Source organism: Streptomyces sp. NPDC051940, from assembly GCF_040680895.1.
In the GTDB taxonomy this organism is placed as follows: Bacteria; Actinomycetota; Actinomycetes; order Streptomycetales; family Streptomycetaceae; genus Streptomyces.
This window is the reverse complement of the sequence record NZ_JBFAXR010000012.1, coordinates 50,538-68,975: the sequence shown is the minus strand read 5'-3', so window position 1 is coordinate 68,975 and position 18,438 is coordinate 50,538. Positions and strand designations below refer to the sequence as shown.

Below are 18,438 nucleotides of genomic sequence, written 5' to 3'. Positions count from 1 at the left end.
GGCGAGAGCCGCCGGTTCCCCGGCGCCACATGACTGGAATTACGCCGCACGGGTGACCTTCCGTCACGCGTTGACGCAGGTGGCGGGTCCGAACGGCCGTCCGGCCCGGACGCCCTACAGCAGCGCCTGGTCCGCGAACTTCAGGATCAGCTGCGGCGCCCCGGACAGGGCGACGGCGAGCACCCCCGCCAGCGCCGTCGCCACCCGCAGCACCGCGGGCGCACGGACCGCGACGGCCCGCTCACCCTCCGGTTCGCGGAACAGCTGGGCCGTCCAGCGCAGGTAGTAATAGAGGCCGACGACTACGTTCACCGCCATCACGACCGCCAGCCAGCCCAGGCCCGCGTCGACGGCCGTGCCGAGGACCGCGACCTTGGCGAACAGGCCGATGATGCCCGGCGGCAGTCCGGCCAGGTTGATCAGGAAGAACGCCAGTGCCAGAGCGGTGAGCGGATGCGCGGCGTACAGGCCGCGCATGTCGGCGATGCGCCGCTGCCCGGTCGCGGCGACGACGGCGAAGGCGCCGAGGTTCACCACCGCGTACATGAGGGCGTACGACAGGGTCGAGCCGACGGCCCTCGACGGGTCGTCGGCGTAGCCGGCGGCGGCGATCGGCACCAGCAGATATCCGGCCTGGGCCACGGACGACCACGCCAGCAGCCGGACCGCGCTGTGCGGGGCGTCGGCCCGCTGGCGCAGGGCGGCGACGTTGCCGACGGTCATCGTGAGCGCCGCGAGCACGGCCATGACCGGTCCCCACACATCGGCGTAACCGGGGAAGGCCAGCAGCGTGACCAGGATCAGGCCGGTGAAGCCGACCGCCTTGCCGACCACCGACAGATACGCGGCGACGGGCACGGGAGCGCCGACGTAGGTGTCGGGCACCCAGAAGTGGAAGGGCACGGCCGCGGTCTTGAACGCGAAGCCGACGAGCGTGAGCGCCACGCCCGCCTGCGCGAGGGTCCGCAGCTGCGGGTCGGTCTGCGCAAGCGCCTCGCCGACGACGTCGAAGTGCAGGCTGCCGGAGGCGGCGTACACGAAGCTGACGCCCAGCAGCGCCACGGCGGTCGCGATGACGGAGGAGAGGAAGAACTTCAGCGCCGCCTCCGCCGACAGCCGGTCCCCGCGCCTCAGTCCCACCAGCGCGAACGCGGGCAGCGACGCCACCTCCAGCGCGATGATCAGCGTCGCGAAGTCGCGCGCGGCGGGCAGCAGCGCGGCGCCCGCGACGGAGGACAGCAGCAGGAACCAGAACTCGCCCTCGGGGAGCCTGGTCTCCTTGACGTCGCTGATGCTGAGCAGAGCCGTCAGCAGCGCGCCGCCGAAGACCAGCAGCTGTACGACGAGGGTGAAGCCGTCCGCCCGGTACGAGCAGACGTCCGGGGTGTCGGTGAGGCAGAACGTGGCGCGGTGGTCGCCGACCAGCGGCAGCAGGCTGAGGGCGGCGGCCGCGAGGCCTGCGACGGCGCCCCAGCCGAGGAGGTGCTTGCGGCTCTCGGGGACGAACAGGTCGGCGACGAGCAGCGCGAGGCCGGCGAGCGCGGCGATCGTGGGCGCCGCGATGGCGACCCAGTCGACGGACTGGACCAGGTTCATCGGCGGCCTCCGGAGCGGCGGCGGTGCGGGACGGCGCGGGTCATCAGCGGCCTCCCGTGAGGAGCTTCTGGACGGCGGGGTCGGTCAGGGAGATCAGGGCCGCCGGCCACAGCCCGCCCAGCACGGTGAGGACGACGAGCGGCGTCCAGGCGGCGAACTCGTATCCGCGGACGTCGGGGATGCGCGGCTCCTCGGCGGCGCGCGGGCCCATGCACACGCGGCGGACGACGAGCAGCAGGTACGCGGCGGTGAGCAGCGTGCCGAAGCCGGCGAGGGCCATGAAGGTGAGGAACGCGGGACGGCTGAGGCCCTCGGCGGGCCGGAACGCGCCGAACATCGCGAGCATCTCGCCCCAGAACCCGGCGAGTCCGGGCAGGCCGAGGGAGGCGACGGCGCCGAAGGCGATGAGCCCGCCGAGCCGGGGGGCGCGGCCGTAGAGGGCTCCCCCGTCGCGGGCGGCGAGCTGGTCGAGGTCGGTGGTGCCGGTGCGGTCCTTCAGCGAGCCGACCAGGAAGAACAGCAGGCCGGTGATGAGGCCGTGGGCGATGTTGGCGAAGAGCGCGCCGTTGACGCCGGTGGGCGTGAGGGTGGCGATGCCCAGCAGGACGAAGCCCATGTGGCCGACGGAGCTGTACGCGATGAGGCGCTTGAGGTCGCCCTTGGCGCCGGTGCGGGTCAGCGCCAGGCAGGCGAGGGATCCGTAGATGATGCCGACGACGCCGAAGGCGGCTAGGTACGGGGCGAGTTCGTGGGCGCCCTCGGGGGCGATGGGCAGGACGAGGCGTACGAAACCGTAGGTGCCCATCTTCAGCAGGACCCCGGCCAGCAGCACCGAGCCCACGGTGGGGGCGGCGGTGTGGGCGTCGGGGAGCCAGCTGTGCAGCGGCCACATCGGGGTCTTCACGGCGAGGCCGAGACCGATGGCCAGTACGGCGGTGACCTGCACGGACCGGGTCAGGCCCGAGCCGTTGTCAGTGGCGAGTGCCACCATGTCGAAGGTGCCGCCCTTGATGCCGATGAGGAGGAACCCCAGCAGCATGATCACGGAGCCGAGCAGGGTGTAGAGGATGAACTTCCAGGCCGCCGCCTGCCGCCCGGCGCCGCCCCAGCGCGCGATCAGGAAGTACATCGGGATGAGGACCATCTCGAAGGCCAGGAAGAACAGCAGCAGGTTGAGGACGGCGAAGGTGGCGAGCATGCCGGACTCGAGGACGAGCAGCAGGGCCACGAAGGCCTTCGCGGAGGGGCCTTCGGGCACAGGGGGTCCGGGGGTTTCCCCCCGGGATGACGCGGCGAAGTAGGTGTAGATCGCGCAGAGGAAGGTGAGCAGCGCGGTCAGGACCAGGAGGGGGAGCGAGACGCCGTCGACGCCGAGGTGCAGCCGGATGCCGAGCGCGGGGATCCAGCTGACGTCCGTGCCGGCCTGGATGGCGGACGGGTCGTCCTGGTCGAAGCCGGCGGCCAGCACGACGGAGAGCACGAAGACCGCACCGGTGACGGTGACGCCGTGCCGCAGCACCGCCTGCTCGGGGCCCTTGCCCTTCAGCCCGGGCGGGGCGGGGAGCAGCGCGGCGACAGAGCCCAGCAGGGGGAGGACGACGATGGCGGCGAGGATCAACTGCATGGCGGTCTCATTCATAGGTCAGCTCCCCGTGGCGGCGACGACCGCGGCGACGGCCAGGACGAGTGAGCCGGCCAGCAGGGCGCTGACGTAGGTCTGCACGTTGCCGGTCTGGATCCGGCGGACGGCCCCGCCCAGCAGCCGCGGGGTGGCCCCGGCGCCACTGACGTACGTGTCGACGACCGTGCGGTCCAGGAAGCGCACCAGCTGCGCGCATGCCAGGACGGGGCGGACGAACAGCGCGGCGTACAGCGCGTCCAGATGGAAGCCGGCGGCGGCGTGCCGGTACAGGGCGGGGCCGAGCAGTATCCGGCCGGGGTCCGTGGGGCGGCCGGACGGCGTCTCCACCGGGGCGGCGGCGATATCGCCGTACGCGGGCTCGTGGCTGGTGATGGCCTCGACCTCGACGACGAACGGTTCGCCCTCGGGGTGGGCGGCGACCGCGCCCAGCTCGGTGCGGGCGGCGGCGGCCTCGGTCTGGCGCCAGGCGGCGTACATCGCGAGCAGGCCGACGGCGGCGAGGCCCGTGCCGAGGACGGCGGTGATGAGGGTCGGCCTCAGCGACTCCCCGTCGAACCAGTCGGGGAGGACGTCGAGGGTGAGGCCGAAGCCGAGGGTCGGGATGAAGAGGATCCACAGGACCGCGTTCATCACGGCGGGCAGCTTGTGGGGAGCGTGGGCCGCGTCCTCACCCGGGGGGTGGGCTGCCTGACCCGCTCGTTCCGCGAGGGCGGCGGCCGGGGCCGGTTCGCCCCTGCCGTGGAACGCCAGCAGCCACAGCCGGGCGGCGTAGGCGGCGGTGAGCAGGGCGGTCAGCAGCCCGGCGACCAGCACGATCCAGCCGGCGGAGGTCGGTACGCCGGACGCGTCGCCGGTAGCGGCGTGTTCGGCCACGCCCAGCACGGCCTCCTTGGAGAAGAAGCCGGCGAACGGCGGGATGGCGGCCAGCGCCAGCAGCGCGACGGTCATCGTCCAGTACGCGTCGGGGACGCTCCGCCGCAGCCCGCTCATCCGGGACATCGCGGCCAGCGAGTTGGTGCCGGCGGCGTGGATGACCACGCCCGCGGCCAGGAAGAGCAGCGCCTTGAAGGCGCCGTGGGACAGGAGGTGGAAGACGGCCGCGTCGCGGGAGCCGACGGCCAGCGCGCCGGTCATGTAGCCGAGCTGGCCGATGGTGGAGTACGCCAGCACGCGCTTGATGTCGTCCTGCGCGAGCGCCGCCAGCGCCGAGCCGGCCATCGTCACCGCGGCCATCACCGCCAGCACGATGAGCGCGGCGGTGGAGGCGGTGAAGACGGGCAGCAGCCTGGCCACGACGTACACACCGGCGGCGACCATGGTCGCGGCGTGGATGAGCGCCGAGACGGGGGTGGGGCCGGCCATCGCGTCGGGAAGCCAGGTGTGCAGCGGGAACTGCGCCGACTTGCCGGCCACACCGGCGAGCAGCAGCAGCGCGATGAGCGTGGGGTGGTCGAGGCCGTCGCCGGAGACGGTGGCGGTGAGGATGCCGTTGATCCGGAACGTTCCGGCGTCGGCGGCCAGCGCGAACACGCCGAAGAGGAAGGGGACGTCGCCGAGCTTGGTGACCAGGAACGCCTTGAGGGAGGCCGAACGCGCCTCCTTGGTCTCCCAGTAGTGGCCGACCAGGAAGTACGAGCAGATGCCCATGATCTCCCAGCCGACCAGGAGCACCATCAGGTCGCCGGAGTAGACGACCAGCAGCATCGCGGCGGTGAAGAGGGAGACCAGCGCCGCGTACGACGGGTAGCGGGGGTCCTCGCGGAGGTAGCCGGTGGAGTAGAGCTGGACGCAGGTGGCGACGACGCCGACGAGCACGGCGACCAGCACCGCGAAACCGTCGAGGTGCAGGGCCAGGTCGATCGGCACGGAGCCGGTTTCGGTGAGCCTGGTGGCCGCGTCGATCGCCGCGCCGCCGCCCTGGCGGTGGGCGACGAGCCCCGCCAGCACGGCGGACGCGAGGGTCGGCAGCACGGCCAGCGGCCGGACCAGGCCGGGGGCGGTGCGGCCGAGCAGCAGACCGGCGACGGCGCCGAGGAAGGGCAGGAGGGGGACGAGGACGGCGAGGGTGACGGTGTTCACGCGGCGGCCTCGGCCTTCTCGTCCCGGGCGGGTTCGGTGTCGTCGCCGGCCCGCTGCCCGGCCGGTTCGGCGAGGTCGCGCAGCTTGTCGATGTCGGCGGTGCCGCGGCCGCGGTACACCATGAGCACGATCGCCAGGCCGATGCCGATCTCGGCGGCGGCCACGGCGATCACGAACACCGCGAGGGACTGCCCGGCGTGCAGGGAGTCGCGGAGCCAGACGTCGAAGGCGACGAGGTTGAGGTTGACGGAGCCGAGCATCAGCTCCACCGACATCAGCACGAGGATGGCGTTGCGTCGGGCGAGCACGCCGTACAGGCCGACGCAGAAGAGGAGCACGGCCAGCACGGCGGGATAGGCGAGGTGCATCAGCGGTCGTCCTCCTTGCGGCGGCGGGACAGGACGATCGCCCCCACCAGCGCCGCCAGCAGCAGGACGGACAGCGCCTCGAACGGCAGCACCCAGTGCCGGAACAGGGCCTCGCCCATGATGTCCGTGCTGCCCTGCGGCGGGTCGACGTCGATCCACTGGGCGCGGAACGCGTCCACGACGAGCGTGACCAGCACGCCCGCGGACAGCACGGCCACCCCGAGGGCGACGGGCTTGTTGGGCGAGTCGGCGTCCGGCGAGCGGCCGATGGGCGCACGCGTGAGCAGCAGCCCGAACAGCAGCAGGACAACGACCGATCCGACGTAGATCAGGACCTGCACCCAGGCGATGAACTCGGCGGTGAGCAGCAGGTACTCCACCGCCAGCCCGCCGAGCGTGACGACGAGCCAGAGCGCGGCGTGCACGAGCTGCCGGGTGGTGACGGTGACGATCGCGGCGCCGAGGGTGACCAGGCCGACGAGTACGAAGACGATCTCGACGCCGGTGGGCGAGAGGAAGCCGTGGGTGGTCGCGGCGAGGGAGTCGTGAGTGGTCACGGCAAGGGGTGTCACGAGCCGGCCTCCTGCTGCGCGGCGGCGGCCTTCTCGACGGCCTTGCGGGCCGCGCCGACCTCCTTGGGCTCCTCCGCCGCCGGGTCCAGGGCCGGCGGCGCGGGCACGGTCCACATCCACTCGCGGAGCCTGTCCCGCTCATGGGTGAGATCGAGGATGTCCTCGGTGGCGTACTCGAACTCCGGCGACCAGAACAGCGCGTCGAACGGGCAGACCTCGATGCAGATACCGCAGTACATGCACAGGGCGAAGTCGATGGCGAAGCGGTCGAGGACGTTGCGGCTGCGCTCGCGCCCGCCGGGCGCGGCCGGCGGCACCGTCTCCTTGTGGGAGTCGATGTAGATGCACCAGTCGGGGCACTCACGGGCGCAGAGCATGCAGACCGTGCAGTTCTCCTCGAACAGCGCGATCACGCCGCGCGTGCGCGGGGGCAGCGCGGGCTGCGCGTCCGGGTAGTGGGCGGTGTGCGAGCGCCGGGTCATCGTGCGCAGGGTGACGGCCAGGCCCTTGGCCAGGCCCCTGCCGGGTACACGGGGTGCCATCGGTCAGATCACCACCTTCACGACGCCGGTCAGCGCGATCTGCGCCAGGGTGAGGGGGATGAGGACGGTCCAGGCGAAGCGCTGCAGCTGGTCCTCGCGCAGCCGCGGATAGGTCACGCGCAGCCAGATCACGCCGAAGGCGAGCACCGCGGTCTTCAGCAGCGTCCAGAACCAGCCGAGGCCGTCCCCGCCGAACGGCCCGTGCCAGCCGCCGAGGAACAGCACGGCCGTCAGCCCGCTGAGGACGACGATGCCCGCGTACTCGGCGAGCAGGAACAGCGCGAAGCGCAGCCCGCTGTACTCGGTGTACGCGCCGAAGATGATCTCCGAGTCGGCGACCGGCGCGTCGAACGGCGGCCGCTGCAGCTCGGCGAGCCCGGCCGTGAAGAAGACGAAGCCGCCGACGATCTGCCACGGCACCCACCACCACTCGAAGGCGTCGAGGATGCCGACGAGGGAGACCGTTCCGGCGGCCATGGCGACGCTGGCGGCGGCGAGCAGCATCGGCAGCTCGTACGCCAGCAGCTGGGCGGCGGTCCGCAAGCCCCCCAGCAGGCTGAACTTGTTGGCGCTGGCCCAGCCGCCCATCAGCGTGCCGAGCACGCCGACGCCCATCATCGCCAGGACGAAGAAGATGCCCGCGTCGATCGCCTGGCCGACGCCGCCGTCGGGCGCGAAGGGGATGGCGATCAGCACGACGAAGTACGGCAGCAGGGCGACGGCGGGCGCGAGCTGGAAGATCCGCCGGTCCGCCTCCGCGGGGACGACGTCCTCCTTCTGCGCGAACTTCACCCCGTCGGCGACGAGCTGCGCCCAGCCGTGGAACCCGCCGGCGTACATGGGGCCGACGCGGCCCTGCATATGGGCCATGACCTTGTGCTCGGTCTGGCCCACGACGAGCGGGAAGACGAGGAAGACGGCGAGTACGGCGACGAGGCGGAGGGCGACGTCCAGCACGTCGTTCATCGGGCGTCGCCTCCTTCGGTGTCGTCGGTGGTGTGCTCTGCGGGGGGTTCGGGCGCGGCGCCGGGCTCGGGCTCGGCGGGGGTCGCGGGTTCCGGCGCGGCGTCAGGCTGGTGCCAGGGCGCGTCCGAGCCGCGGGGGGCCGGGCGGCGCCGCTCCGGGGCGGCGGCGGACTCCCCGGTCTGCGGCTCCGGGCCCTCCGCTCCCCCGGTCTGCGACGCCGAGCCGCCGGCGGCCGTGCGGGTGCGGCGTACCGGCGCCCCCTCGCGCTGCGAGGCCGAACCGGCCGTCGCCGAGCGGGCGCGGCGCGGACCGTCCGCCGCGGTGCGCGCCGTGCGCGCCGGGCGGGCGGGAGCCGGCGGGAGCTGGCCCTTCAGCGGGCCCCACTCGTTGGGGTCGGGCACACCCGGCGGCAGCATCTGCCGGCGCTTCGGGCCGCCGTGGCCTGTACCCGCCGCAGGCTCCCCCGGCTCCTTGGCACCGGGCCACGCCTTCACGACCCGGGCCGCCAGCACGAAGTCCTTGCGCAGCGGATATCCCTCGAAGCCGTCCGGCAGCAGCAGCGGGACGAGGTGGGGGTGGCCGGTGAAGGCGATGCCGAACATCTCGTGCGTCTCGCGCTCGTGCCACGCCGCCCCCGCGAACACGGGCGTCGCCGTCGGCAGCTCGGGCGCCTCGTGGGAGACGGTGGTACGGATCAGCAGCCGCCGCGGCGGCGCGCCGAGCGCGACGACGTGCGCGGACACGCGGAAGCCGGTGCCGGGCTCGTCCACGGCGCTCAGCCAGTCGAAGTAGTCGCAGCCCAGCTCGTCGCGGGCGGTCCGCAGCGCGTCGGTCCAGGAGCCGGGCGGCACGTCGACGGTCAGCACCTCGTACGACTCGTCGGCACTCGCCCCCGCGCCGAAGATCTCCTCGGCAGAGCGCGGCAGCCACCCCACGGGCGGAGCCGGCGCGGCCTCGGGCGCCTCGGCGCCCTCCGGCGCCCCAGCTCCCTCCGGCGTCTCCTGCTCCCCGCTCACCGCTCACCCTCCTGCGGTGCGGCGCCATGCGCCCCGCCCGGCGTCGCGGGCGGGGCCACCAGATCACTGGTCAGCGACGCCACCGAGGCCCGCGCACCGCCGCCCGAGCCGTACCGCTGCCCCAGGGACTCCCGCGCGATCTTCTCCTGCAGCTTGAGGATCCCCTGCAGCAGCGCCTCCGGCCGCGGCGGGCACCCCGGCACGTACACGTCGACGGGCAGGATCTGGTCCACGCCCTTGGTCACCGAGTACGAGTCCCAGTACGGTCCGCCGCAGTTCGAGCACGCCCCGAAGGAGATGACGTACTTCGGCTCGGGCATCTGCTCGTACAGCCGCTTGACCGCCGGCGCCATCTTGTCGGTCACCGTCCCGGACACGACCATCAGGTCCGCCTGCCGCGGCCCCGGCGCGAAGGGGATCACGCCGAGCCGGATGAAGTCGTGCCGGGCCATGGACGCGGCGATGAACTCGATCGCGCAGCAGGCGAGCCCGAAGTTGAAGACCCAGAGGCTGTAGCGGCGCCCCCAGTTCAGCACGACCTTCATCGGCTGGGGCGCGAGCCGGGACAGCACTCCGAGGCGCTGGGGCTGGGGCAGATCGACAGAGGCTGTTACGTCCATTCCAGGACGCCCTTCTTCCAGGCGTAGAGGATGCCGACCGCGAGGAAGCCCAGGAAGACGAACATCTCCACCAGCGTGACCCCGCCGTATCCCTCGGCCGCGAACACCGTCGCCCACGGGAAGAGGAAGACCGCGTCGACCGCGAAGATCACGTACAGGAAGGCGTACACGTAGTAGCGGACCTGGGTATGGGCCCATCCCTCGCCCACGGGGTCGACACCGCACTCGTACGTGAGCAGCTTCTCCGGCGTCGGCACATAGGGCCGCAGCAGCCGGCCCGCGCCGAACGCGACCGCCACGAACAGCAGGCCGAGCACCGCGACGAGACCGACCACGGAGTAGCCGTGGAAGTACTGCACGGTTGCCTCGCTCCCCTGACTCTTCGACCGGCTCCGACCGGTGCGCCGACCGGCGCGTCGACGATCTGTACGGGCCAGAGTGTAGGCCCTGGGTAGCCAAAGGTGAGCGGGCCGGGCCTGACAAGGTGGGGTTATCCCCACCGCCCCGCGGCGACGAACCCCATGGCGCGCGGGTCCCTCCGCCCGGCACCCTGGGGGCATGACCGGCACCCACAGCGACTCGTTGCCCGCTCCCCGCGCCCCGCTCGGCGGCCAGACCTGGCGGGAGATCCTCTATCTCCTGATCAATCTGCCGATGACGATCGCGGGTTTCGTGTACGTCTCGCTGTGGCTGTACGCCGGTGCGCTGCTGTCCATCACGGTGATCGGTCTGCCGCTGCTGGCCGCGGGGCTGGTGGGCGCGCGGCTGCTCGCGAAGGGCGAGCGGGGGATCGCCCGGGGGCTGCTCGGCGTCCACGTCGAGGAGCCGACGCCGATCCGGGCGCGGACGCACGGCGGGTTCCTGCCGTGGCTGTGGGCGACGCTCAAGGATCCGGTGGCCTGGCGGGCGACGCTGTTCCAGGTGATCCGGCTGCCGTGGGGGATCTTCACGTTCGCGCTGACCTTCGTGTCCCTCTTCGTGCTGTGGCCGGTGCTGCCGTGGCTGGCCCGGGGGCTGTCCAACGTCGACCGGGCGATGGTCCGCGGGCTGCTCTCGCCGTCCGACGAGCTGGAGCGGCGGATCGCCCAGCTCGAGGCGGGGCGCGGGGTGGTCGTCGACACGGCCGCCGCCGATCTGCGCCGGATCGAGCGCGATCTGCACGACGGGGCGCAGGCGCGGCTGGTCGCCCTCGCCATGGACCTGGGCCTGGCGAAGGAGAAGCTGCTGGAGGACCCGGATGCGGCGGCGAAGATGGTGGACGACGCGCACGGCGAGGTGAAGCAGGCCCTGCAGGAGCTGCGCGACCTCGCTCGCGGCATCCACCCGGCGATCCTCACGGACCGCGGCCTCGGCCCGGCGCTCTCCTCGGTCGCCACCCGGTGCACGGCGCCGGTGAAGGTGACGGTCGACCTTCCGGTCCGGCCCGCCCCCGCGATCGAGGGCATCGCGTACTTCACCGTCTCCGAACTCCTGCAGAACGTCTCCAAGCACGCCCGGGCCCGTATGGCGTCGGTCGACGTCTGGCGCGCCGACGACCGCCTGCTGGTCCAGGTACGCGACGACGGCGCCGGCGGCGCGACCCTCGACGGCGGCTCCGGCCTCGCGGGCCTCGCGGAGCGCCTGGGTTCGGTGGACGGCCTGTTCGTCCTCGACTCCCCGGAGGGCGGCCCCACGACGGTGACGGCAGAGCTCCCGTGGCGGAACCGGGACTGACCCCCACGACTCCCCCTTGACGGGCAAAAGCCCAGGTCGCAGACTTGCCCGGCCGCCGCGCAGAAGCCGGCGGGAGGGTTGGAACAGGGGGATTCCGTGTCGTCGCTCGATGATTTCCAGGACCGGTGCGAGCAGTTGTACGCGGCGGGCGGGCGGGCCGAGGTCCGCCGGGCGGCGGCGGAGGGACTGGAGCGGGTGGGCCCGCACCCCGACCTGTACTGCTGGCTGGCCCTCGGGCACGTACGCGAGGACGACGACGACCACGACACGGAGGCCGAGCGGGCCTTCCGGGCCGGGCTGAAGCTGGACCCCGACCACCTCGGCCTGCTCGCCGGCTACGCCGCGCTGTGCCTGCGCAGCGACGGCTTCGACCATCCCGGACGCGCCGCACGGGCGGTCGAGCTGACCGCGCGGCTGGAGGAGCTGGCGCCGGAGTCGGCGTACGCGCGGGAGCTGCGCGCCGCCCATCCCGAGGACCGGCGGGCGGCGGTGCTGGCCGCGACGCTCGAGGACCTGGCGGGCGCGTGGATGGCGCCCGTGCGGCTGATGCTGCGCCACCGGGCCGCGGCCTGGGTGGCGGGCGTCGCCCTGTCGCTCCTCACCAACCTCGGCCTGCGGATGGCGGGCGTGGTCCTCCCGTGGGGCTGGCTGTGGCTGCTGCCGCTGTGGCTCCTGGACCGCCGGCTGGCCGCCGCGCGCCGGCGCGGGGAGCAGGAGGCCGTGGCGCGGCTGGAGGAGCGGCTGGCCGGGGAGGCGGCGGTGCGGGGGTAGGGATAACCCCCGCCCCGAAACGCCGATACACCGCATGGCCCGCGGGCGGTCCGGGGCGGGAGTCTGTTCGTATGGAGAAGGACACGATGACGCCGTACGACACCGACGACCGCCGGCCGCGACTGCCGCTCGCCGTACGGGCGCCCCTGCAGGCGCGGGCCTGGCGCGAGTTCCTGTACCTCGTGCTCAATCTGCCCGTCGGGATCGTGTTCTTCGTCTACGCCGTGGTGATGCTCTCCCTCGGCGTCGGCCTGCTCATCACCTTCCTCGGCGTGCCGGTGCTGGCCGCCGCGCTGGCCGGCTGCCGCGCGCTCGGGGCGCTGGAGCGGACGCGGGCGCGGGCGCTGCTGGACCTGGACGTCGCCGACCCGGAGCCGCTGCGCTCCCGGGAGGGGCGGACCGGGCTGCTGGCGTGGGTCGGGGCGCTGTTCCGCAGCGGATCGTCCTGGCGGCATCTGCTGTACGGCTTCCTGCACTTCCCGTGGGCGGTGTTCTCCTTCGCCGTCTCGGTGACCGTGATGTTCAACGCCTGGGCGCTGTTCACGTACCCGCTCTGGCAGTGGATCTTCCCCGCGCACTTCGGGCAGGACGGCCTGCAGGTGTACGGCGACGAGCACGGCAACGGCTGGTACCTGGACACGCCGCTGGAGCAGCTCCTCGCCGTGGCGCTGGGCGCGGTGCTGGTGATGGCCTCGCCGTGGATCATCCGCGGGCTGGCCTGCGTCGACCGGGTGATGGTCTCCGGGCTGCTCGGGCCGTCGAAGCTGGCGAGCCGGGTGTGGGAGCTGGAGTCCGACCGGGGCGTCGTGGTCGACACGGCGGCGGCGGACCTGCGGCGCATCGAGCGCGACCTGCACGACGGGGCGCAGGCGCGGCTGGTGTCGCTCGCGATGGACCTGGGTCTGGCGAAGGAGAAGCTGCGGGAGGACCCGGAGGCCGCGGCCCGCATGGTGGGCGAGGCCCACGGCGAGGTGAAGCTGGCGCTGCAGGAGCTGCGCGACCTGGCCCGCGGCATCCACCCGGCGATCCTCACGGACCGCGGCCTGGGCCCGGCCCTCTCGTCCGTCGCCAGCCGGTGCACGGTCCCGGTCGCCGTCACGGTCGACCTCCCGGTCCGCCCGGCGCCCGCGATCGAGGGCATCGCCTACTTCACGGTCTCGGAACTCCTGCAGAACATCTCCAAGCACGCGGGCGCCCGTACGGCGAACGTCGACGTCTGGCGCGCCGACGACCGCCTGCTGATCCAGGTCCGCGACGACGGCCACGGCGGCGCGACGCTCACGGCATCCGACAGCGCCTTCGGCGCGGGCGGCTCGGGCCTGGCCGGCCTCGCCGAGCGACTGGGCTCCGTGGACGGCCTCTTCGTCCTCGACTCCCCGGAGGGCGGCCCCACGACGATCACCGCCGAACTCCCCTGGCGGAACCGCTGACCCGACGCGGCGCCCGCCGCAACCATTCGCCCGGTCCGTGGGTCTCTTCGGCTGATCACCACTGCGACCCCCAGGGGAGCCGATGACCGAGCCGACGCTCGACGACCTCGTCCGCACGCTGCGCCGGCAGCTGCGCGCCCGAGCGGACGCCGACGACGCGGACGCGCTGCTGGCGCTGGAGGCCGTCGCCGAGATGCTGAGCGGCAGCCTGTACGAGCTGTCCGCGCGGCAGCCCGACGCCGGACGCGCCAAACGGCTCACCACCGCCGCGCAGTTGCTGACCGGGGAGGTCATCCCGCGGCTCGGCACGGCGGACGTGGTCGGCGACGCCCCGCCGGCGCGGGCCGTACGGGACACGCCGCCCGCCCCGGCGCCCAAGGACGTCGTTCCCGGACCGCGGCGCCCCGACGACGCGCTGTCCGCGGTCGACCAGCTCGTCCGCCGGTACCGCACCGACGACCTCCCCAGCAGCAGGGACCCGCTGGCCCAGGACCCGGGGCTGAGTTACGACCGCTGGGTGACGCTGCACCATGTGAGGTACAAGCTGGACCACGACTTCAGCTCGGCGCCCGCGTGGCACGACGACGTACCGCACCGGGGCCGGAAGATCCGGGTCCTGTTCGACCGGCCCCTGGGCCTCTCCAGGGCCGAGGTACTCCGCCGGATGCACCACCGGTACGTCCGCCACGCCGACCTCGAAGAGGCCGTCGTGCCACTCGTCCACCGCGCCTTCCAGGCGTGCGCGGCGCTGCGGGCCGCGAAGTGCCTGGACCTCGACGCCGATCTGCGCGACACCCTGCGGCGGCGGCTGGAGTCCATGGAGTGGAAGGCGGCCGTGCTCGGTGCCGAGAACACCGAGGACTCCCGCAAGCAGCTCCACGTCCGGCTGGAGGCACTGGAGACGCTCTCGGCGGCGGTGCTGGCGCTGGACGACCTGCACGCCGCGGGACACCGCGTCGGCAGCAGGATCACCCCGGTCGTCGCCGACACGAAGGAGCTCCTGCGCACCTGGCCGCGTCTGTCGTAGCCCGCACCGCGTGGCCGATATCCGGCGCGGACCGTCCGGATCCCTGCACCCGCCTCGCGGACAGTGGGATGCTGTACGACGGCACACAAGCCGACGGCACAAGCCGATCCGGGGGGCCGGTTCATCGTGGAGGAGAAAAGCGTGCGGGTGGTCATCGCCGAGGACTCAGTGCTGCTTCGGGAGGGGCTCACCCGGCTGCTGACGGACCGGGGGCACGAGGTCGTCGCCGGGGTCGGCGACGGCGAGGCGCTGGTGAAGACGATCCGCGAGCTGGCCGGCGAGGACACCCTGCCGGACGTCGTCGTGGCCGACGTGCGGATGCCGCCGACGCACACCGACGAGGGCGTGCGGGCCTGCGTGAAGCTGCGCAAGGAGTACCCGAGCCTGGCGGTGCTGGTGCTGTCGCAGTACGTCGAGGAGCAGTACGCCACCGAGCTGATCGCCGGATCCAGCCGGGGCGTGGGCTATCTGCTGAAGGACCGGGTGGCCGAGGTGCGCGAGTTCACCGAGGCCGTGGTGCGGGTGGCCGAGGGCGGTACCGCGCTGGACCCGGAGGTGGTGGCCCAGCTGCTGGGGCGCAGCCGCAAGCAGGACGTGCTCGCGGGGCTGACGCCGCGCGAGCGGGAGGTCCTCGGTCTGATGGCCGAGGGCCGTACGAACTCGGCCATCGCGCGCACGCTGGTGGTCAGCGACGGGGCGGTGGAGAAGCATGTGAGCAACATCTTCATGAAGCTCGGCCTGGCACAGAGCGACGGAGATCACCGGCGGGTGCTCGCCGTGCTCACCTATCTCAACTCCTGACACGCCGGAGCGGGATGCCGGGGTCCTAGAACCAAAGACGGAGCCGCGGCGTCCGTAGCTACGTACCACTGGGGGGCGATTGAGAACGTGGCAAAGTATGACAGACCCGTACATCTCATCCCTGTCCAGCATCTGATCGGGGCAGGGAAGGGGACCCTTACCCACGTACGATGGCTGGGGGCACCCCCTGCTCGGAGCGAAGCGGAGAGCTTGGGGGAGGGACTAGTGGACGGCCCCATGCCTGTGAGCCGTCACCTCGAGGGAGGTCCGAGACAGTGACCACATCGGCCATCGGAGAACAGCGCGGGTCCGAGGACGCCGGCGCGAAAGAGGTCAGGCGCCTCGACCGGGTGATCATCCGCTTCGCGGGTGACTCGGGCGACGGCATGCAGCTGACCGGCGACCGCTTCACCTCCGAAACCGCGTCCTTCGGCAACGACCTGTCGACGCTGCCGAACTTCCCCGCCGAGATCCGGGCCCCCGCCGGCACCCTGCCCGGCGTCTCCAGCTTCCAGCTGCACTTCGCCGACCACGACATCCTCACCCCGGGCGACGCGCCCAACGTCCTGGTCGCGATGAACCCGGCGGCGCTGAAGGCGAACATCGGCGACGTGCCGCGCGGTGCGGAGATCATCGTCAACACGGACGAGTTCACCAAGCGCGCCCTGGCCAAGGTCGGCTACGAGCAGAGCCCCCTCGACGACGGCTCGCTCGACGGCTACAGCGTGCACCCCGTCCCGCTGGGCACCCTCACCGTGGAGGCCCTGAAGGAGTTCGGGCTGTCGCGCAAGGACGCCGACCGGTCGAAGAACATGTTCGCGCTGGGCCTGCTCAGCTGGATGTACCACCGGCCGACCGAGGGAACCGAGACGTTCCTGCGGCAGAAGTTCGCGAAGAAGCCGGACATCGCCGAAGCCAACGTCGCCGCGTTCCGCGCGGGCTGGAACTTCGGCGAGACGACCGAGGACTTCGCGGTCTCGTACGAGGTGGCCCCGGCCGCCAAGGCGTTCCCGCCCGGCACCTACCGCTCCATCTCCGGCAACCTCGCCCTGTCGTACGGACTGATCGCCGCCGCGCGCCAGGCGGACCTGCCGCTGTTCCTCGGCTCGTACCCGATCACGCCGGCCAGCGACATCCTGCACGAGCTGAGCAAGCACAAGAACTTCGGTGTACGCACCTTCCAGGCCGAGGACGAGATCGCCGGCATCGGCGCCGCGCTCGGCGCGGCCTTCGGCGGCTCGCTGGGCGTGACGACCACCTCCGGCCCCGGTATCGCGCTGAAGTCGGAGACCATCGGCCTCGCGGTGTCGCTGGAGCTGCCGCTGCTGGTGATCGACATCCAGCGCGGCGGGCCGTCGACCGGTCTGCCGACGAAGACCGAGCAGGCGGACCTGCTGCAGGCGATGTACGGCCGCAACGGCGAGGCGCCCGTCCCGGTGATCGCGCCCGCCACCCCGGCCGACTGCTTCACCGCCGCGCTGGACGCCGCCCGGATGGCGCTGACGTACCGCACGCCGGTGCTGCTGCTCTCCGACGGCTACCTCGCCAACGGCTCCGAGCCGTGGCGGATCCCGGAGACCGACGAACTGCCCGACCTGCGCGTGCAGTTCGCCACCCAGCCGAACCACACCCTGGACGACGGCACCGAGACCTTCTGGCCGTACAAGCGCGATCCGGAGACCCTGGCCCGCCCCTGGGCGATCCCCGGCACCCCGGGCCTGGAGCACCGGATCGGCGGTATCGAGAAGGCCGACGGCTCCGGCAACATCTCCTACGACCCGGCCAACCACGACTTCATGGTCCGCACCCGCCAGGCCAAGATCGACGGCATCGAGGTGCCGGACCTCGAGGTCGACGACCCCGAGGGTGCGGCGAAGGTCCTCGTCCTCGGCTGGGGCTCCACCTACGGTCCGATCACCGCCGCCGTGCGCCGGGTCCGCAAGGACGGCCAGGCGGTCGCGCAGGCCCATCTGCGGTACGTCAACCCCTTCCCGCGGAACCTGGAGGAGGTGCTGAAGCGGTACGACAAGGTCGTCATCCCCGAGATGAACCTCGGCCAGCTGGCGTCCCTCATCCGCGCCAGGTACCTCGTCGACGCCCATTCGTACAACCAGGTCAACGGAATGCCGTTCAAGGCCGAGCAGCTCGCCACCGCTCTCAAGGAGGCCATCGATCATGGCTGAGACAGCAACGGAGGCGCCCGTGATCGACGCGCTCTCCCTCGTGCCGAAGTCGGACACCAAGCAGTCCATGAAGGACTTCAAGACGGACCAGGAGGTCCGCTGGTGTCCGGGCTGCGGCGACTACGCCGTTCTCGCGGCCGTCCAGGGCTTCATGCCCGAACTGGGACTGGCCAAGGAGAACGTCGTCTTCGTCTCCGGCATCGGCTGCTCGTCCCGCTTCCCGTACTACATGAACACCTACGGGATGCACTCGATCCACGGCCGCGCCCCGGCGATCGCCACGGGCCTGGCCGCGTCCCGCCGCGACCTCTCCGTCTGGGTCGTCACGGGTGACGGCGACGCGCTGTCGATCGGCGGCAACCACCTCATCCACGCGCTGCGGCGCAACGTCAACCTCAAGATCCTGCTGTTCAACAACCGGATCTACGGGCTGACCAAGGGCCAGTACTCGCCGACCTCCGAGGTCGGCAAGATCACCAAGTCGACGCCGATGGGCTCGCTGGACGCGCCCTTCAACCCCGTCTCCCTCGCCATCGGCGCCGAGGCGTCCTTCGTGGCCCGCACGATCGACTCCGACCGCAAGCACCTCACCGAGGTGCTGCGCCAGGCCGCCGCCCACCCGGGTACGGCGCTGGTGGAGATCTACCAGAACTGCAACATCTTCAACGACGGCGCCTTCGAGATCCTCAAGGACAAGTCGCAGGCGCAGGAGGCCGTGATCCGGCTGGAGCACGGGCAGCCGATCCGCTTCGGCGCGGCCGGCGAGAAGGGTGTCGTACGGGATCTGCAGAGCGGTGATCTGCGGATCGTCGACGTGACGCCCGAGAACGAGGCGCAGATCCTGGTGCACGACGCGCACAACCCGTCGCCCACGACGGCGTTCGCGCTGTCGCGCCTGGCCGACCCGGACACCCTGCACCACACGCCGATCGGCGTGCTGCGGTCGGTGGACCGGCCGGTGTACGACACGGAGATGGCCGAGCAGCTGGAGGCCGCCGTGGAGCAGAAGGGCAAGGGCGACCTCGGCGCCCTGCTCGCGGGCGGCGACACGTGGACGGTCGTCGGCTGACGCCGCCGGTACGTGACTGAGCGCCGCGGTCCCGTTTCGGGGC

At 72.4% G+C, this 18,438-nt stretch carries 17 protein-coding genes; 7 read left to right on the top strand and 10 right to left on the bottom strand.

The annotated features are described in order from the left end of the window. Nucleotides 1-114: 114 nt before the first annotated feature. Genes AB0M28_RS08035 through AB0M28_RS07990 form a run of 10 tightly spaced genes read right to left on the bottom strand, consistent with a single transcriptional unit; the run spans nt 115 to nt 9,760 of the window. Complete coding sequence (locus tag AB0M28_RS08035) at nt 115-1,596, bottom strand: NADH-quinone oxidoreductase subunit N (protein WP_365399568.1); 1,482 nt, start codon at nt 1,594-1,596, stop codon at nt 115-117. 43 nt (nt 1,597-1,639) lie between these two features. Further along, nucleotides 1,640-3,235 carry an NADH-quinone oxidoreductase subunit M gene (locus AB0M28_RS08030; RefSeq protein WP_365399565.1) on the bottom strand — a complete coding sequence of 532 codons (1,596 nt, stop codon included), beginning with the start codon at nt 3,233-3,235 and terminating at the stop codon, nt 1,640-1,642. A 3-nt stretch (nt 3,236-3,238) separates the two neighbouring features. Further along, nucleotides 3,239-5,317, bottom strand: coding sequence for an NADH-quinone oxidoreductase subunit L (locus AB0M28_RS08025; protein ID WP_365399562.1), 2,079 nt, complete (start codon nt 5,315-5,317; stop codon nt 3,239-3,241). Further along, nucleotides 5,314-5,685: an NADH-quinone oxidoreductase subunit NuoK gene (nuoK, locus tag AB0M28_RS08020; protein WP_365399559.1), complete on the bottom strand. Its 372-nt coding sequence runs from the start codon at nt 5,683-5,685 to the stop codon at nt 5,314-5,316. Before nuoK ends, AB0M28_RS08025 begins: the two co-directional genes overlap by 4 nt. After that, a complete protein-coding gene (locus AB0M28_RS08015; protein ID WP_365399556.1) occupies nt 5,685-6,242 on the bottom strand; it encodes an NADH-quinone oxidoreductase subunit J in 558 nt (185 codons plus the stop codon). The genes nuoK and AB0M28_RS08015 overlap by 1 nt, the downstream gene beginning before the upstream one ends. Before the next feature lie 11 nt (nt 6,243-6,253). Continuing rightward, complete coding sequence (locus AB0M28_RS08010; RefSeq protein WP_365399553.1) at nt 6,254-6,799, bottom strand: NADH-quinone oxidoreductase subunit I; 546 nt, start codon at nt 6,797-6,799, stop codon at nt 6,254-6,256. A 3-nt stretch (nt 6,800-6,802) separates the two neighbouring features. Beyond that, nucleotides 6,803-7,765, bottom strand: coding sequence for a complex I subunit 1 family protein (locus tag AB0M28_RS08005; protein WP_365399550.1), 963 nt, complete (start codon nt 7,763-7,765; stop codon nt 6,803-6,805). Continuing rightward, nucleotides 7,762-8,781, bottom strand: coding sequence for an NADH-quinone oxidoreductase subunit C (locus AB0M28_RS08000; protein WP_365399547.1), 1,020 nt, complete (start codon nt 8,779-8,781; stop codon nt 7,762-7,764). Before AB0M28_RS08000 ends, AB0M28_RS08005 begins: the two co-directional genes overlap by 4 nt. Next, the gene (locus AB0M28_RS07995; protein ID WP_365399544.1) at nt 8,778-9,401 is read right to left on the bottom strand and encodes an NADH-quinone oxidoreductase subunit B family protein; all 624 of its coding nucleotides are present in this window, start codon (nt 9,399-9,401) and stop codon (nt 8,778-8,780) included. Before AB0M28_RS07995 ends, AB0M28_RS08000 begins: the two co-directional genes overlap by 4 nt. Continuing rightward, nucleotides 9,392-9,760, bottom strand: a complete 369-nt coding sequence (locus tag AB0M28_RS07990; protein WP_365399541.1) for an NADH-quinone oxidoreductase subunit A — start codon at nt 9,758-9,760, stop codon at nt 9,392-9,394. The genes AB0M28_RS07995 and AB0M28_RS07990 overlap by 10 nt, the downstream gene beginning before the upstream one ends. Before the next feature lie 199 nt (nt 9,761-9,959). On the opposite strand from AB0M28_RS07990, the gene AB0M28_RS07985 reads away from it, so the two are divergent. The 7 genes from AB0M28_RS07985 to AB0M28_RS07955 all read left to right on the top strand — a co-directional run bounded on the left by AB0M28_RS07985 (nt 9,960) and on the right by AB0M28_RS07955 (nt 18,395). Next, complete coding sequence (locus AB0M28_RS07985; protein ID WP_365399538.1) at nt 9,960-11,114, top strand: sensor domain-containing protein; 1,155 nt, start codon at nt 9,960-9,962, stop codon at nt 11,112-11,114. A gap of 96 nt (nt 11,115-11,210) precedes the next feature. Continuing rightward, nucleotides 11,211-11,885 (top strand): hypothetical protein, encoded by a 675-nt coding sequence (locus tag AB0M28_RS07980; RefSeq protein ID WP_365399535.1) that lies wholly within the window; start codon nt 11,211-11,213, stop codon nt 11,883-11,885. Between the two features lie 71 nt (nt 11,886-11,956). Beyond that, entirely contained in the window at nt 11,957-13,315 is a 1,359-nt protein-coding gene (locus tag AB0M28_RS07975; protein WP_365399533.1) for a sensor domain-containing protein, read from the top strand. 82 nt (nt 13,316-13,397) lie between these two features. Then, on the top strand, nt 13,398-14,342 hold the full coding sequence (locus tag AB0M28_RS07970; protein WP_365399530.1) for a hypothetical protein: 945 nt from the start codon (nt 13,398-13,400) through the stop codon (nt 14,340-14,342). A 141-nt stretch (nt 14,343-14,483) separates the two neighbouring features. After that, nucleotides 14,484-15,143 carry a response regulator transcription factor gene (locus AB0M28_RS07965; RefSeq protein WP_365399527.1) on the top strand — a complete coding sequence of 220 codons (660 nt, stop codon included), beginning with the start codon at nt 14,484-14,486 and terminating at the stop codon, nt 15,141-15,143. A 275-nt stretch (nt 15,144-15,418) separates the two neighbouring features. Continuing rightward, entirely contained in the window at nt 15,419-17,326 is a 1,908-nt protein-coding gene (locus AB0M28_RS07960) for a 2-oxoacid:acceptor oxidoreductase subunit alpha (protein ID WP_365399524.1), read from the top strand. Then, nucleotides 17,319-18,395: a 2-oxoacid:ferredoxin oxidoreductase subunit beta gene (locus tag AB0M28_RS07955; protein ID WP_365399521.1), complete on the top strand. Its 1,077-nt coding sequence runs from the start codon at nt 17,319-17,321 to the stop codon at nt 18,393-18,395. Before AB0M28_RS07960 ends, AB0M28_RS07955 begins: the two co-directional genes overlap by 8 nt. The last annotated feature ends 43 nt before the right edge of the window (nt 18,396-18,438 follow it).

Coding starts and splice junctions, on each gene's coding strand:
- AB0M28_RS08005 (WP_365399550.1), bottom strand. CDS start 7,765: ATGAACGACGTGCTGGACGTCGCCCTCCGCCTCGTCGCCGTACTCGCC.
- AB0M28_RS07985 (WP_365399538.1), top strand. CDS start 9,960: ATGACCGGCACCCACAGCGACTCGTTGCCCGCTCCCCGCGCCCCGCTC.
- AB0M28_RS08010 (WP_365399553.1), bottom strand. CDS start 6,799: ATGGCACCCCGTGTACCCGGCAGGGGCCTGGCCAAGGGCCTGGCCGTC.
- AB0M28_RS07975 (WP_365399533.1), top strand. CDS start 11,957: ATGGAGAAGGACACGATGACGCCGTACGACACCGACGACCGCCGGCCG.
- AB0M28_RS07955 (WP_365399521.1), top strand. CDS start 17,319: ATGGCTGAGACAGCAACGGAGGCGCCCGTGATCGACGCGCTCTCCCTC.
- nuoK (WP_365399559.1), bottom strand. CDS start 5,685: ATGCACCTCGCCTATCCCGCCGTGCTGGCCGTGCTCCTCTTCTGCGTC.
- AB0M28_RS07970 (WP_365399530.1), top strand. CDS start 13,398: ATGACCGAGCCGACGCTCGACGACCTCGTCCGCACGCTGCGCCGGCAG.
- AB0M28_RS08030 (WP_365399565.1), bottom strand. CDS start 3,235: ATGAATGAGACCGCCATGCAGTTGATCCTCGCCGCCATCGTCGTCCTC.
- AB0M28_RS07995 (WP_365399544.1), bottom strand. CDS start 9,401: ATGGACGTAACAGCCTCTGTCGATCTGCCCCAGCCCCAGCGCCTCGGA.
- AB0M28_RS08035 (WP_365399568.1), bottom strand. CDS start 1,596: ATGAACCTGGTCCAGTCCGTCGACTGGGTCGCCATCGCGGCGCCCACG.